The sequence below is a fragment of the Peribacillus sp. FSL P2-0133 genome, assembly GCF_037975445.1.
Lineage (GTDB): Bacteria > Bacillota > Bacilli > Bacillales > DSM-1321 > Peribacillus > Peribacillus simplex_E.
Genome location: NZ_CP150254.1, coordinates 2,549,823 through 2,565,999 on the forward strand (window position 1 = coordinate 2,549,823; position 16,177 = coordinate 2,565,999).

General features: G+C 42.6%; 15 protein-coding genes. All 15 read left to right on the plus strand.

Features of this window, described 5'->3' with window-relative positions; translation table 11 throughout:
• Positions 1-251: 251 nt before the first annotated feature.
• The 15 genes from MKY17_RS12220 to MKY17_RS12290 all read left to right on the plus strand — a co-directional run bounded on the left by MKY17_RS12220 (position 252) and on the right by MKY17_RS12290 (position 16,164).
• The gene (locus MKY17_RS12220) at positions 252-1,067 is read left to right on the plus strand and encodes an IclR family transcriptional regulator (protein ID WP_076371338.1); all 816 of its coding nucleotides are present in this window, start codon (positions 252-254) and stop codon (positions 1,065-1,067) included.
• 291 nt (positions 1,068-1,358) lie between these two features.
• A complete protein-coding gene (locus MKY17_RS12225; RefSeq protein WP_098371925.1) occupies positions 1,359-1,892 on the plus strand; it encodes a cupin domain-containing protein in 534 nt (177 codons plus the stop codon).
• Positions 1,893-2,015: 123 nt separating this feature from the next.
• On the plus strand, positions 2,016-2,954 hold the full coding sequence (locus MKY17_RS12230) for a VOC family protein (protein WP_098371926.1): 939 nt from the start codon (positions 2,016-2,018) through the stop codon (positions 2,952-2,954).
• 84 nt (positions 2,955-3,038) lie between these two features.
• The gene (locus tag MKY17_RS12235; RefSeq protein ID WP_098371927.1) at positions 3,039-3,830 is read left to right on the plus strand and encodes an SDR family oxidoreductase; all 792 of its coding nucleotides are present in this window, start codon (positions 3,039-3,041) and stop codon (positions 3,828-3,830) included.
• A 30-nt stretch (positions 3,831-3,860) separates the two neighbouring features.
• A complete protein-coding gene (locus MKY17_RS12240) occupies positions 3,861-5,549 on the plus strand; it encodes a thiamine pyrophosphate-binding protein (RefSeq protein ID WP_098371928.1) in 1,689 nt (562 codons plus the stop codon).
• 12 nt (positions 5,550-5,561) lie between these two features.
• Entirely contained in the window at positions 5,562-7,007 is a 1,446-nt protein-coding gene (locus MKY17_RS12245) for an aldehyde dehydrogenase family protein (protein ID WP_098371929.1), read from the plus strand.
• Between the two features lie 16 nt (positions 7,008-7,023).
• The gene (gene nadX, locus MKY17_RS12250; protein ID WP_098371930.1) at positions 7,024-7,809 is read left to right on the plus strand and encodes an aspartate dehydrogenase; all 786 of its coding nucleotides are present in this window, start codon (positions 7,024-7,026) and stop codon (positions 7,807-7,809) included.
• A 37-nt stretch (positions 7,810-7,846) separates the two neighbouring features.
• Positions 7,847-9,148, plus strand: coding sequence for an aromatic ring-hydroxylating dioxygenase subunit alpha (locus tag MKY17_RS12255; protein WP_098371931.1), 1,302 nt, complete (start codon positions 7,847-7,849; stop codon positions 9,146-9,148).
• Positions 9,149-9,169: 21 nt separating this feature from the next.
• On the plus strand, positions 9,170-9,679 hold the full coding sequence (locus MKY17_RS12260; protein ID WP_098371932.1) for an aromatic-ring-hydroxylating dioxygenase subunit beta: 510 nt from the start codon (positions 9,170-9,172) through the stop codon (positions 9,677-9,679).
• Between the two features lie 43 nt (positions 9,680-9,722).
• Positions 9,723-10,511 (plus strand): SDR family NAD(P)-dependent oxidoreductase, encoded by a 789-nt coding sequence (locus MKY17_RS12265; protein ID WP_241588720.1) that lies wholly within the window; start codon positions 9,723-9,725, stop codon positions 10,509-10,511.
• 40 nt (positions 10,512-10,551) lie between these two features.
• The gene (locus tag MKY17_RS12270) at positions 10,552-11,511 is read left to right on the plus strand and encodes a VOC family protein (protein ID WP_098371933.1); all 960 of its coding nucleotides are present in this window, start codon (positions 10,552-10,554) and stop codon (positions 11,509-11,511) included.
• A 402-nt stretch (positions 11,512-11,913) separates the two neighbouring features.
• On the plus strand, positions 11,914-12,363 hold the full coding sequence (locus tag MKY17_RS12275) for a carbon monoxide dehydrogenase subunit G (protein ID WP_179891084.1): 450 nt from the start codon (positions 11,914-11,916) through the stop codon (positions 12,361-12,363).
• Positions 12,364-12,414: 51 nt separating this feature from the next.
• Complete coding sequence (locus MKY17_RS12280; protein ID WP_098371935.1) at positions 12,415-13,296, plus strand: xanthine dehydrogenase family protein subunit M; 882 nt, start codon at positions 12,415-12,417, stop codon at positions 13,294-13,296.
• On the plus strand, positions 13,296-13,772 hold the full coding sequence (locus MKY17_RS12285; protein WP_098371936.1) for a (2Fe-2S)-binding protein: 477 nt from the start codon (positions 13,296-13,298) through the stop codon (positions 13,770-13,772). The genes MKY17_RS12280 and MKY17_RS12285 overlap by 1 nt, the downstream gene beginning before the upstream one ends.
• Before the next feature lie 13 nt (positions 13,773-13,785).
• On the plus strand, positions 13,786-16,164 hold the full coding sequence (locus tag MKY17_RS12290; protein WP_098371937.1) for a xanthine dehydrogenase family protein molybdopterin-binding subunit: 2,379 nt from the start codon (positions 13,786-13,788) through the stop codon (positions 16,162-16,164).
• The last annotated feature ends 13 nt before the right edge of the window (positions 16,165-16,177 follow it).

A 16,177-nucleotide genomic window follows, 5' to 3' on the forward strand; every position in this document is an offset into this window, starting at 1 on the left:
TTTTCATTGTTCGGAAGTTCGGCCACTTATGTTATCAGCAGGATCCATGTGTGTTCAAGGATTATGGTACGGGTTTTACAGACAAAGGTATGCAACCATTGAAGTGTGCATCAAAAACATTCACCAAATGAACTTCCAGAAAAAAATGTACATATACTGCAAGTTCTTCTTTCTAGGTATGAAGAAAGCTTTACTGAATGGGTTATATTCAGGAGAAAATGAGATTTATTCACAACGGGGGGAATACTCGAATGGCAAGCGAAGAAAAAGAGAAAGAGAAATATAGTGCTAATTCATTGGTTAGAGGTTTGGAAATCATTAAGCTCTTTAATGAAGTACAGCCGAGTTTGTCTCTTTCAGAAATTGCAAAACAACTGGGAGTAAGCAGAACGGTACCATATCGTTTATTATTCACATTACAAAATATCGGTTATTTGTCTCAGGATGAACATACCAAACGTTATAGTTTAACGCCAAAGGTTCTTGAATTGGGATTCAGCTATTTGAATAGCTTGAAATTCCAGGAAATTGTCCAACCATATATGGAGAACTTGCGTGATGAAATCGGAGCCTCCTGCCATCTATCCATTTTGGATGGTCAGGAAGTCGTTTATGTTGGAAGTGCCCCAATCAGAGGTGTATCCGCTGTCAATGTGAACATAGGTTTGCGGTTGCCGGCACATGCTTTGGCCAATGGAAAATTACTTTTGGCATATCAACCGAAAGAAATGCTAATGCAAATGTTCAAAATCTCAAATCTAACACCTTATACAGACAAAACACTCACCGCGCCGGGTGAGTTTCAAAAACAGCTGGATTCGATTCGGCAGAATGGTTATTCGATGACTAGCGGGGAATTCCACCCGGGCATCCGTTCTGTTGCAGCTCCGATTTTTGACAGGACTGGAAAAGTATTAGCTGCCTTGAATGTCGTGGCAACAGAGTCTGCTTATCAGGAGGATTTCATCGATAAAATTGCTTTGCCGAAACTTTTGGAAGTTTCTCGTCAGTTATCCGTTTATATGGGATATAGTGGGGTTAAGCCGTATCAACACGAAGATGTCTGAACATACTTGAGTCCCAATCTATCAATAAGTTAATAACCTCTTTCAAAAGTGTGGATCTCCCAATAGGGTATCCACACTTTTTTGTGTTTAAGAAAAGCGGATATTAGATTAACTAGTTTCAAGTTTATCCCGAAGCGCTGAGCGTTCGGATTATAAAAATAGTTTTAAATATTCTAAAAACTAATTGACAATGAAGCGGTTTCATTTTAGACTTAATTCATAGACAAAACAATGTTTTGCTTATGAAACATAATGTGATTTAGAAACAGCAAATAAGGGAGGAATTTTAAAATGACAAAAGAAGCTTTTTCAGTGAAGGATTTTGAAAAAAAATATGTTGCCCGATTGAAAGACCGTTCGCTTGATTGGGATGTCTTGAAGTTCCAAGAAGAAATCGATCCCGCTTATCGACGCGCACAGATGAGATATATAGGACGTGGTGCCACTGCCAATAACGATACGAATGTAATTGCAGGTGAACATTTCACTTTAAGTACAATGGTGCTGCCTCCGGGATGTATCGGTCCTTTGCACCTTCACGACGATGTTGAAGAAGTGTTTTTTATTCTAGAGGGTGAAGTCACTGCATTAATTCAAGAGGATAGCTACAGTGAAGTGCATGAAATTAAATTAAGTGCGAGAGACTGCATCAGCAGCCCACCAGGGGTTTATCGGGGAATTAGGAATGACGGGGATGTAGAAGCGCGCATGCTCGTGATGTTAGGGGCAGTGAAGCCTAATTTACCGACATATCCTGAAGGCAGTGAACTGGAAGAACTGCGTAAACAACGCTCTAAAGAAAGAGAAGCCATCATTAAAGACTGATCATTTAGCCGAAAAGGGCACCTGCATTATGAAAATTAATGAGGCGCCCTTTTCGATTAGATTGTTAAATATGGCCAATGCAAATTATCTAAAGGCCAATCTAAATTATGGGAGGTATAAAAAATGCTTGGGATTACTCATTTACGACATATAAGCATGATAACTCCGAATTTCGACGATCAAGCAGAGTTTTATGAAAAGGTTTGGGGACTGGATAGAGTGTATGTTCCGGAAGAGGAGAATACGGTTTATTTCCGCGGGGCTGGACCGGAACATCATATTTTAAGCCTTCACAAGGGAGAAAAACGAGGTTTGCATCATATAGCTTTTGGCATGGTTGATAAAAATGCAGTGGATCGTGCAGCGGGTATATTACAATCTAAGGGCGTTCGAATTATTGAACCACCTGGATATTTGGATGAAGCAGGTGCCGGTTATGGCCTGCGGTTTATTGATCCGGAAAACCGCGTGATTGAGCTCTCGGCTTGGGTGGAAGTACAAACGTCTATTTGGAGCAAGAAAAATGTTGACCCAGTGAAATTGAATCATGTTGTAATGAACACGAAGAACTTGGATATGATCGTTGAGTTTTACACGGATGTACTTGGTTTTAAAGTTACTGATTGGAGTGAGCACCAAATGTCATTCCTGCGATGCAACAGGAAACATCACTCCATTGCCTTCAATCAAGATGAGCATGCGTCAGTCAATCATATCGCATACGAGGTCGATTCCGTGGATGAACTGATGCGAGGAATAAGCAATGTGCGAAAAGCGGGCTTGTCAGAACTTTGGGGACCTGGACGTCATGGGCCTGGAGACAATATTTTCTGTTATTTTCAAGACCCAGGCGGTTTTGTTATGGAGTATACATGTTATCTGGAAACGATTGAAGATGAATCGGAGTGGAGAGCACGTGTATGGAAACGGGTTCCGCATTTAATGGATCAGTGGGGGATTGCAGGTCCGCCGAAACCAGAAGCCCGCAAAGCAATGGGAGGAGATCCCGATCCAGGCTGGGTTGATTATCAGATAGATGATTCAGTCATGGCGGAAAAATGAGGAGGATATTGATTTCCTCCCATTATTCTTGTACGTAGCTAGGACATCGTTTAAGGAAAATGGCTTTGAAAAGGAGTGACGAGAGTGGATTTAGGATTGCAAGGAAAAGTTGCTGTCATAATGGGCGGCACGTCGGGCGTGGGATTAAAAACAGCAGAAATGTTTTTAGCTGAGGGAGCGAAAGTGGCTATATGCGGTAGAAGTGCAGAGCGTATGGAGAGTGCACAAACTCAATTGCTCTCATTTGGTGAAAAGGCAGATATTTTTGCATCAACATGTGATGTCACCTCAAAATCGGATGTGGATTCTTTCATTAATGGTACCGCTGAGAGGTTTGGCGGAATCGATATATTGGTGAATGCAGCCGGTCAAAGCGTGATGGGTCACTTTTTTGACATAACGGATGAGCAGTGGGAAGAACAGATTCAGTTAAAGTTCTTTGCCATCATATATGCCGTTCGTGCTTCGCATCCCCATTTAGTGAAAAGGGGAGGAGGGCGGATCATTAATATTAATGCAACGCTTGCTAAAGAACCTGAACGTCATATGGTAGCGACTGCAGCAGCAAGGGCTGGTCTCCTTAATTTAAGCAAAACCTTGTCCCAGGAATTGGCTTTTGACAATATATTGGTTAATTCAGTGAGTCTTGGATTGATCCGGACGGATCAATGGGAGCGAAGAAGATTGAAAAATGCACCTGATATGGACCCTGAAGAGTATTACGGAGACCTTGCGAAAAAACGGAATATCCCTCTTGGCCGTGTAGGTGAAGCGGAAGAAGTGGCCAGTGTCATCGTTTTCCTTGCTTCAGACAAAGCAAGTTATGTAGCGGGTTCGACGATTGAGACGGCAGGAGCGATCGGAAAGGCACTATAAATATATTACTAAAAAAGGTAGGATAACGCGATGAAAATACAAGAAGAAATAGAGTTTACGACTGCCGATTCCATCGTAAAGGAGCTTGTTCAAGCAGGAGTGGAAGCTGCTTTCGGGATTGTCAGTATTCACAATATGCCAATCTATGATGCAATTCTTAGAGAAGGAAGCATCAAACTCATTTGTTCACGCGGTGAGAGCGGTGCTGTGAATATGGCTGATGGATATGCCCGCGCCACTGGGAAATTGGGTGTAGTGATTACAAGTACCGGAACAGGGGCAGGAAATGCTGCTGGTTCACTAGTGGAAGCATGGGCAGCTGGTGTCCCCCTTCTTCATCTTACCGGTGAGGTGGCTTCTTCTTATCTTGGTACAGGTAAAGGATACATACATGAGTGTAAAGACCAGCTTTCAATGATGAGCGGAGCTTGTAAAAATGCAGTGAGGCTTAGAAACCCTGACCAATCAGCAGCAGTGGTAAGGAAGGCGATCCAAGAAGCTTTAACTGCACCAACGGGTCCGGTTACATTGGAAATCCCGATTGACTTTCAATCGGCGATCATAGAAGATCTTTCACTCGAAGGGCTGCGGCCTTCAACATCTGAAACAAATTCATTGCCATTTATTCCTGAACAAGCCGTGCAAAAAATGGTAGGCGCACGCCGTCCTGTAATATGGGCTGGTGGTGGAGTCATCAGTGCCAATGCTTCGCAAGAGCTGCAAAAATTAGCGGAACTCCTTGGTGCAGCGGTTATAACAAGTCAGTCAGGAAAAGGTGCGATTCCAGAAAACCATGAACAATGCATCGGACATTTTGCAGCATATGAAACAACAAAAGAGTTTTTAAGAAATGCAGATTTATTGATTAGTGTAGGTGTAAGGTTTAGGGGGAATGAAACATCCAACTGGAAAGTGCCGGTGCCACAAGAACATATAGCGATCGATGCGGATTGGCAGGCCATTAACCGGAACTATAAAGCTTCGTTAGGTTTGGTTGGCAATGCGAAAGATATGCTGGCTGCCATCAATCAAAAGCTCGAAGAACATTCAGTTCATGCGGAACCTTCTTATTTACAAGAAGTTCTTTCGCTTAGAAATGAAGTGCGCGCTCAACTCAGGGAAACGCTTGGGCCTTATGAGCAATTTGTGGATGGCATGAGGGAGATATTACCAGACGATACCATTCTGGTTCGTGATGTAACCGTACAGGCAAACGTTTGGGGCAGCCGTTTATTTGAAATCTATGAACCGAGAACATCCATTCATGCATCAGGCGGCGGAATTGGTCAAGGTCTTCCAACAGCAATCGGTGCCCAAATGGGGTGTCCAGATAAGACCGTCGTTTTAATGGCTGGAGACGGTGGGTTTATGGTGAATGTCGGGGAAATGGTCACGGCAGCCGAAGAAAACTTACCAGTTATCATCGTATTGTTCGATGACTCAGGCTATGGGGTTCTTCGCAATATTCAAACAGCCGCATATGGTCGTCAGGTAGCCGTGGATTTATTGAGTCCTGATTTTGTGAAACTGGCTGAGTCCATGCATTTTGATGCTGTCCGTATTGGTTCTGGAGATGAATTCATATCCGAACTGAAAAAGGCAAAGGAAAGACGTAAACCTTCAATGATCGTTGTTGATATGGAAGCTGTGGGGCCTATGGCCAAGCCATTTGGCGGACCGCCAGGAGCTGCGGAAGCGTTCAAGCCCAAAAAACTATAAGGAGGATTGAGAATGATTTCGACATACCCATTTGTTTCAGGAAAATATCTAGTTAATGGAGAATGGATAGAATTACCGGAGAAAGTCGATGTAGTAAATCCGGCAAATACATCGGAAGTAGTTGGCCAGGTGGCAAAATGCTCTGAAGAAATCGTGAATGACGCGATTGAAGCGGCAGAAATTGCTTTTGAAAAGTGGTCTCGCTCTGATATTGAGGAACGGGCTAACCGGATGAACACTGCTTCAGACGAACTTTCAAAAGTAATCGAGGAAAATGTTACAGTGTTTGTACGTGAAAATGGCAAAACACTTGTAGAAGCTAAAAAGGATTTACTGCGCTGTGTTGAAGTCATGAAGGGCTGTGCAGCAGAGTTACTTGATTGGTGGAAGCCTGAAGTGCTCCCTGGAAATCAAAAAGTCCAGATCCGAAGAAGGGCAAGAGGTGTCACGGCAATAATCACACCGTGGAATTCTCCGATGATATTAACATTTAAACGGGTTATACCTGCTGTTTTGGCAGGCAATGCCGTTGTCGTAAAACCTGCAACGAATTGTCCTTTAACGATAATGACCTGTTTAAAAGTAGTTGCTGAACATTTTCCTCCAGGAGTCATCAATATAGTCTCAGGATCAGGAAAAGCAATTGGCGACAAACTATGTTCAGATTCACGCGTACGGACATTGGCGTTTGTCGGAAGTACGGAAACCGGAAAAGATATCATGCAGAAATCAGCTGGAAATCTGCAAAAAGTATATATGGAACTTGGCGGAAATGATCCTGCCATCATTTTGGAAGATGCCAATATGGATGAAGCCGCTATCAAACGTTTGAGGATGGGGATTTTACGAGCAGCGGGTCAGGTCTGTTCTGCAGTAAAAAGAGTGTACGTTCAAAAATCACGTTATGAAGAGGTTGTGGAAAAGCTGACCAAAGAGTTTAGCCGGATGGTAATTGGTGATGGCATTCAGCCTGACGTAACTATGGGTCCATTGAATAATAAAGCACAATATGACTTTGTGAATGGCTTGATCGAACGTACGGCTAAATCAGGAGGAAATATAATCACGACTGGCATTCAGTTGAATCCTGAGACTTGGAATAAAGGTTATTATATGCTTCCTTCCATTATTACTGGTGTCGATCAGCAGAGCGAATTGGTTCGGGTAGAACAATTTGGACCCATCATTCCAATTTTACCTTTCAATGATATTGATGAAGCTGTAAAATTAGCGAATGATAGTGAGTTTGCGCTGCGTGCATCTGTTTGGACCGAGAATGAAGATATCGCTGTCGAAATGGCAGATCGCCTTGAAGCTGGTGCGGTTTTCCATAATAATCATACCGTTTTCAGCGACTTGGCTCTGGATTTCCCTGGCTTAAAAGAAAGTGGTGTTTCCCGGGAAACAAGACATTGCGGGTTGGAATTCTTTGCGGACTCATACGGGTTTGCTGATTGAGGAAGGATGAAACTACATGAAATTAGGTTTAATCGGGTGCGGTAATATCGGAAAATTTCTGCTTCAGGCCATTAATAACGACGGGCTACTTCCAGGTGGGAAAATTGTTGCGATTTATGCCCGCCGTGAAGAAATAGCGGCACAACTAGCTGAAGAATTCACGACACAGGCATATAGTGATGTCGATGAACTCCTTAAATCCGATGTAGATTTAGTCATAGAGGCTGCAACGATCGAAGCAGCTGAAGAGTATGCATTGAAAGTGCTTAAAAGCGGGAAGGATCTCTTGCTGAGCAGCATTGGCGTGATGGCGAATACTGCCTTTGAAGAACAATCAAGCCAGATTTGCAAAATGTATAATGTGAATATTCTCCTTCCGTCTGGTGCGATTGGAGGTCTCGATGTACTTAAGTCGGCAAAAGCGGTGAATGGCCTTGAATCTGTTTGCATCACCACAAGAAAACCGCCAAACGCATTGCCTGCAGGTACTACAGTGACAGAAGAAACGGTATTATTTGAAGGATCTGCTGCAGAAGCGATCAAACAGTTTCCGAGAAACATTAATGTTGCGATTGTGCTGTCCTTGGCTGGTCTTGGATCGGAAAAGACGAAAGTGAAAATCATTGCCGATCCAAATGTGTTAAAAAACAATCACCTGATAGAAGCGTCAGGTTCGTTCGGGAAACTGAAACTGGAAGTGGAAAATGATCCGATGCCAAATAATCCGAAAACGAGTTATCTAGCGGCATTAAGTGTTTTGGCTACTCTGCAAAATAAGGAAAAGAGCGTTCAAATCGGTTAAGACTTATGATTTAAAGCTTGGAAGGGAGAGAAAAAGTATGCTTAAAACTGATAAATCCTTAGAAGAAATGTCGAAACAGCAAGTTATTAACTATCTGAACGAAACGGTTAAACCAGAGGAAGGCGCTATACCTGCATACCTCCTTGGAGACCCAAAGGTTTATGATATAGAACATGAAAAAGTGTTTTTGAAAACATGGGTTTTTATCGGTCATGATTCTGAAGTACCCAACAAAGGAGACTTCATGACCCGTGAACTGGCTGGCTACTCGCTCATCATCACTCGTGATGCTGAAGGGGAAATCAGGGCGTTTTATAATATGTGCACGCATCGCGGAATGAAACTATGCCGTGCGGATAAAGGGAACAAGTCATTATTTACGTGTCCTTATCATGGGTTTAATTTCAAAAACACTGGTGAGCTCGTAGGGGTGCCATTACAAAAGGACATATATGGGGGCAACCTTGACCGGGCGGAAATGGGCCTTCACAAAGTGAAGCTTGAATCCTATAAAGGTCTTTTATTTGGAACTTGGAATGAAGATGCAGAGCCGCTTGAAGAGTTTCTTGGAGACATTAAATGGTATTTGGATATACTCGTAGGTCGTGCAGAAATGGAAGTAATCGGGGTTCCGCAAAGATTCGTTGTTAATTCCAACTGGAAAGTTGGTTCCGATAACTTTGTTGGTGATTCCTATCACACGATGGTCACACACGGATCCATTGCCAAACTGGGCATGGTGCCCAATGCTACCTATTCAAAGCGTGGTTTTCAAATCCATACGGAAAACGGGCATGGACTGAACTTAGGGACACCTAACCCTGAATTCGCTTTTCCGGAAGAATTGAAAGATGAATTTAAAACTAATTTGTCTGAAGAACAATATGGAGTGTTATCAAACTTAAAGAATATGATTGGGAACGTTTTCCCCAACTTATCATTTTTAATATCCCATACAAAAATCAAAGACCAATTCATATCCAACACTTCAATTAGAATGTGGCGGCCAATCGGTCACAATAAAATGGAAGTGATCGCTTGGATGCTCGTGGAAAAGAACGCCTCCCAAGATTGGAAAGATAGATCAAGAGATTCATTTATATTGACCTTTAGCCCATCCGGTATTTTCGAACAGGATGATACGGAAGTGTTTACGGATATTACTGAAGCAGCCCAAGGCCCAATGCCTTTCCTAAAGAATTTAACCTACAATTATACAATGGGGCTTCATCGTGAACCAGTTGATTTTATAGGACCGGGTGTTGCTTACGATGATAAATTCACTGAAGCGAGCCAAAGGAATTTTTACAAGTACTGGCTTGAATTAATGACGAAATGATAAGCGGGAGGGGGAACGGAAATGAATGTGGAGAAAATGTTGCTCAAATGTGAATTTGAACAGTGGCTGTATGATGAAGCTCAACTGCTGGATGATATTGAATTTGATGATTGGTTCGATTTAATGCATTCGAGCTTGCGTTATCAAATGCCTGTACGTGTTAATAAAGAAGGAGTGGAACGCCCGGATTATTCAACGGAAATGTTTACATTTAATGATGATATTGAGCTGCTTAAACTGCGCGTGGATCGTTTGAAAACGGATTATGCTTGGGCGGAAATACCGCCGTCAAGAACGCGGCGTTTTGTCTCTAATGTACGCGTTAAAGAATTTGTTGAAGGTGAAAAGGCAGTCGTCAAGAGCTATCTGCTTATCTATCGAAGCCGCAGCACGGATATTCAACATGATTTGATTTCGGGGGAACGAAATGATGAATTCATTTTCGAAGAAGGTAAATGGAAACTTTCCAAACGGATATTCATTGTTGATCAATCAACGATAAATACCAGAAATCTTGCTATCTTCGTATAATTATTGACTTGGATTAAAAGAGATAACGAGGAGGCTGGTTACAATGGCAATGGCGTTAAAGGATAAAGTAGTGTTGATTACCGGGGGCAATTCAGGTATCGGAGAGGCTGTCACTAGACGTTTTATACAAGAAGGTGCAAAAGTCAGCATCATCGGCCGCTCGATAGAAACGCTAAAGAAAATGAAAGAGGAATTTGGTGAAGAGATTCTCATTAACCAAGGAGATGTAAGCAAATATGAAGACAATGAGAGGGCTGTCCAGGCCACAGTCGAGCAATTTGGAAAGCTGGACGTTTTCGTTGCTAATGCAGGTGTCTTTGATGGATTTGCTAAATTTGCCGACGTAACTCCCGATGCACTTTCCGAAGCATATGATTTTTTGATCGATATTAACGTTAAAGGATCTTTCTTCGGTGCTAAAGCCGCTCTTGAAGAATTGCAAAAATCGAATGGCAATATTATTTTCACCGTATCCGGTGCTAGTTTTTATCCGGATGGCGGCGGGGTGTGGTACACAGCAAGCAAGCATGCCCAAATAGGGTTGATGCGCCAACTTGCCTTTGAACTTGCTCCTAACATTAGGGTGAATGCTGTAGCGCCTGGTGGCACTCTGACAGCATTATCGGTCATTCCTCCCCTACGTCCATTCGTTAAAATAGTGGATAATGAAACGAAGGCAAATAGCATTAAAAAAAGAAACCCTCTTCAGCTTGCACAGATGCCCGAAGATCATGTAGCTGCATATGTCCTATTAGCATCGGACGCAGCGCGTGCAATTACCGGCGAAGTAATCTCCAGTGATGGAGGATTGTCAGTTCGCGGACTGGGTTGAGTTCATTACAAAATAAACTATGGGAAGAAGGTTTATAAGTATGGCTGAATCACTATTGGGCAATAGGAATATTAATCAACTCGCATTTGTTGTAAAAGATATTGAAGCTGCTAATATAGCTTTCACAAGACTGCTAGGCATTAAGAAGTCAGAACCATTTCTAACTGGTGACAGTTCTGTTTCGAATGTCACTTTTAGAGGTGTACCAACGGAATCACAATCCAAACTGGCTTTTCTGAATACACCAACCGTCCAATTTGAACTAATAGAACCCGATAAAAATCCAGGAACGATGCGTGAGTTCCTGGATGAAGTAGGTGAAGGGATCCACCATATAGCTTTTGACGTTGACTCTATCCAAAAGAGGCTTCCAATCATGGAGAAAAGCGGATACCCAGCTTTGCAAACGGGTGAATTCACTTCAAGTGACGGCCGGTATGTATATGTGGATACACTGGATGATCACAAAACGTTAGTTGAACTGCTTGAAAGTTCAGAGCCAAGAAAAACGGCATGGGAGAGACCAGAAGATGCAAGCGTTCAGCCGCTATTAGGGACTAACAAAGTGGAACAGCTTGCGTTAGTTGTAAAAGACCTGGATGCGGCAGCAGATGCATATTGTAAGTTGTTGGGTATTGAAAAACCTCCCATCATTCATTCTGGTTCAACCGATATTACAAACGTGATTTACAAAGGGAAGCCCACTGAAGGAAAATCAAAATATATGTTCATCGATACCCCGTTAATTCAAATTGAATTGATCGAGCCGGGCGAATCACCCAGTACGTGGAAAGATCATCTTGAAACATATGGTGAGGGTGTTCACCATATATCTTTTGTCGTAAAAGACTTGGAGGATAAAATGAAGATGTTAGAAGAAATGGGCTATCCGGTCATACAGACAGGTAACTTTTTTAACGGAAAAGGCCGATATGCCTATATGGATACAACATCGACCTATAAAGTGATTATTGAACTATTAGAACGTTTTGATGAGTAAACATGTAACAATTGATCATTAATTAGGTTTCCGGATACAAATTCCAGAGCACTTGGAACTTACATAATCAGGAATAATGAACTCCAGTGGTCATTAAATCGAAAATCTAGCCATTTTCCCTCCTAATCAGCTGATTAGCTTTCTAGACAAGTGAAACCGTAAAAAGCATATACAAGGCAATGGGCAGGAAGGGGACTTCAACCATGGCCTTGTAAGGTTGGCATAATAGTGAAAAATTTAACAACAAAACGGAAAAAATAATTGACAAACAATTCGGAATATTAATATTATTGAAAGTAGTTAGCGGCTTGGATTTTTTTAAACTAAGATGTATACATGTATGCAGGTAAAAAAGTAGGGAGCAAAAGGTTAAAAAAATTTGTAAAATTGGGGGCTAGAAAAATGGAGATATCCGGAAAAATAAACTTTGATTATAGCGCAGAAGTGATTTGGGAAGCCATGCATAATCCGGAATTGCTCAAGAATGCTATTCCAGGATGTCAAGACCTTTCATTAGTTGCAGATGGTGAATATGATGTTGGACTTAAGCTTGGTGTAGCAGCTGTAAAAGGTGACTACACGGGAAAGGTGAAATTGAAGGATTTGGAAGTGCCTTATCAGTATATTTTAAATGCTGAAGGAAGCGGGAAGCCAGGTTTTGTTTCTGCTGAAATGGACTGTAAAATCATTCCTGATGGTGATGGTTGTCAATTGATTTGGGAATGCAACGCAGATATAGGTGGAATGATCGCTGGTGTGGGAAGCAGGGTTATTGGTGGTATTGCAAAATTCATGGCAGGTAAATTCTTTAAAGATATGGAGAAACAGTTAAAAACTCATCAAAGAATTTAATGCCGGTCATTCAAACCATTTAAAAGGTGTATCACGAATGGAGGGGTTCCTATCAAACCAGCTACGTTTAATTACCTTCGGCCTTCGAGCTTGGAAGAAGCTGTGGACTATTTATCAGAATACGGGGAAGATGCGAAAATTTTATCCGGCGGACAAAGTTTGATTCCATTATTGAATATGAGGCTTTCAACGCCAAAATACTTGATTGATATTGGCAGGGCTGAGGGGTTGAGCTATATAAAAGAAGATGGTGAATCACTGGTCATCGGTGCTTTGACGAAACACAGGGAAATTGAAAAATCCGAGTTGGTTAAGGAGAAGTGTCCATTGTTATCGGAAGCGATCCGGTGGGTAGGCCATGAACAAATACGCAATCGGGGAACTGTTGGTGGCAGCATCGCCCATGGTGATCCATCTGCGGAGCTTCCATGCGTTTTAACCGCTTTAAGAGGAGAAGTAGTCATTGCCGATGTAAACGGCGAAGAAATAGTAAGCCCTGAAGAGTTCTTCCTTACCTATATGCTTACATCCTTACAGCCGGATCAATTGGTTAAAGAGATTCGGTTCCCGATATTAAAGCCGAATAGTGGATCGGCATTTGTTGAAGTGGCCAGAAGGCATGGTGATTTTGGTCTGGTTGAGGTGGCTGCGGTAGTTGATCTAAGTGAAGATGGAAGTTTTTCTGAGGTTAAATTAGCCATTGGTGGCGTGAATTCCGTTCCTACAGCTTTAGGGGATGTGGAAAGGCTTTTGGTTGGAAAGGAACCGACTGAGGAAATTTATAAGGATGCGAGTGTTTTAACAATGGAGATGATCGAACCTGAATCCGATCTCCATGGTACTGCTGAATATAGAAGGGAACTATCTGGTACGATGGTCATCCGGGCCTTAAAGCTAGCGACCATTCGTGCACAAGGGGGCAGGGTGATGTGATGGATGGTGTTAAGATAAATCTAAAAGTAAACGGACAAGATATATCGAGGGAAGTAGACTCTAGATTGCTATTATCGGATTTTATCAGGGAGAGCCTGTTCCTTACTGGAACACATATTGGCTGTGAACATGGAGTTTGCGGAGCTTGTACAATCCATGTTAACGGTGATCCAGTCCGCTCATGTTTAATGCTTGCAGTCCAAGCGGATGGATGTGAAGTCAAGACGGTGGAGTCACTTATCCAGGAGAATGGGAAGCTTAATCACCTACAGCAAGCATTTTCGGATAATCATGCCCTGCAATGCGGGTTTTGTACTCCAGGATTTTTGATGACGGTTTCAGGTTTCCTGGAGGAAAATTCAAACCCTTGTGAAGAAGAAATAAAAAAATGCATTTCTGGAAATTTATGTCGATGCACCGGTTACTCCAATATTATTAAAGCTGTGAAGCAGGCTGCGCAAACTGTGTCCAATTAAGGAGGGAACAGGCATGACAAAATACGTTGGCCAAAGTGTTAAGCGGAGGGAAGATTATCGTTTGGTTACAGGAACAGGGCAATTCGTGGGAGATATCCGAATGGCAAATATGGTTGAAGCAGTCTTTGTCCGCAGCACACATGCACATGCCACAATCAAAGGGATTGATATCTCCGAAGCTCAGTCATTGGAAGGGGTGCATGCCATTCTCACCGGAATGGATATAGATGGAATCATAAAGCCTCTTGTCCAATTTGAATCACATTGTGCTTTGCCTCCCAATCTAGAGGAAGCGATCAATCCCACTATCCATTATTGTTATGAAGATGTCCTGGCAAAGAATAAGGTGATGTATGTAGGGCAACCCATTGCAGTCGTCGTTGCAGATAACAGGTATGTGGCCGAAGATGCAGCAGATTTAATAAAAGTGGAATATGAAACGCTAACAGTGGTTGTCGATCCATTCAAGTCATTGGAAAAAGGCGCACCATTGATTCAAGAGCATTTACAGAATAACGTCCAGGCAGACTTCCATGTTACGACTGGAAATGCTGTACAGTCCCTTAAAAATGCAGATCAAATCCTCAAGGCAAGAATCCAAACGCCTAGAGTTTCTTCCAACCCGCTAGAAACGAGGGGGGTCGTTTCCACCTATGAAAACCGTACAGATCAATTTCATGTTTATTCTTCCACTCAACTTCCTTTTGAGGTTAGAACTTATATTGCTAGATCATTGGATTTGGTTGAACAGCAAATCAGAGTGACTGCACCTGACGTAGGTGGTGGTTTCGGACCAAAAGGTGGGGTTCACCCAGAAGAAATCTTAATTCCATATCTTTCAAAGTTATTGAAGAGACCTGTCAAGTGGATTGAAGACCGTCTAGAACATATGACAAGTGCCCGCCATTCACGGGATCAAATCCATGATGTTGAGGTTGCTTATAACCTGGATGGCACTATTTTGGGAATTAAAGATCACTTCATTATAGATAGTGGTGCTGTAAATTATTTTGGATTAACATGTGCCTACAATAGTGCCTACCATTTAAGGGGAGCATATAAGATTCCAAACTATGATGTTACTTGCCAGATTGTCTTAACGAATAAAACACCGAATGTTCCATTCCGGGGAGCAGGAAGACCAGAGGTCGTTTTCGTAATGGATCGAATTATCGACATGGTCGCTAGAAGGTTGAAAAAAGATCCAGTGGAAGTAATGCGAAAGAACATGATTCAAGCGGAGGATATGCCTTATGACCAAGGGATTTTGGTTAAAGATGGTGCAAAGCTGATTTATGATAGCGGGGACTATCCCGCTGCATTGGATCAAGGTTTGAAAATGATTGATTACGAAGGATTTAGAGAGCAGCAAAAAGAGTTGAAGAAGCAAGGAAAGCTAGTCGGTGTCGGCATTTCCACTTATGTAGAAGGAACTGGTGCTGGTCCATTCGAAAGTGCTTATGTCACGATTGATGGTACCGGTCAGGTCGTGGCATACCTTGGAGCTTCTCCGCAGGGGCAGGGGCACGAAACGGTATTCTCCCAAATCTGTGCGGATGAATTAATGCTTAGCCCAAATGATATTACAATAAGGGTTGGTGATACAACGAACTTGGCCTTTGGGGCCGGAACATACGCTAGCCGGAGTGCAGTAAATGCTGGATCGGCCATTCAAATTGCTTCAGCGAAATTAAGGGGAAAAGTATTGGCCGTCGCAGCTGCCTTGCTTGAAGTTGAATCCGCTGATTTACAAATGGAAAATGGCAAAGCCTTTGTTAAGACCAACCCAGAAAAATGTGTGACCTATAAGGAAATTGCTAAAGCGGCACGTCCAGGAAACAGATGTAAGGTGCCTGTTGGAATGGAGCCAGGCCTGCAAGTCACACATTACTTCGTTCCTCCCACTGTTACTTTTTCATCGTCCGTCCACATAGCCATGGTGGAAGTGGATAAGGAAACAGGATTTGTCGAGTTGAAAGGCTATAGTGTGGTTCATGACGCAGGAAAGGTCATCAATCCAATGATCGTGGATGGTCAAGTGCAGGGTGGCATAGCCCAGGGAATTGGTGCAGCTCTATATGAAGAAGTCGTTTACGATGAGAAAGGCCAACTTTTGACTGGATCTTATTTGGATTATTTATTGCCGACATCCATGGAAATCCCGACTGTAGAAAAGTCCCATCAAGAATTCCTCTCTACCAGAAATCCACTTGGCATCAAGGGAGTAGGTGAAGGTGGAGCCATTTCCCCGCCTGCAGCCATTGCGAATGCGGTTGTTGATGCGCTCGATCCATTAGAAGTCACGATCAATCAATTGCCCATTAGCCCAAGCAAACTCCGTAATTGGATTAAGGAAGCGGAAAGGAAAAAGTTCAAAATCGAAATAGGTTAAAAAATTCGCTTAG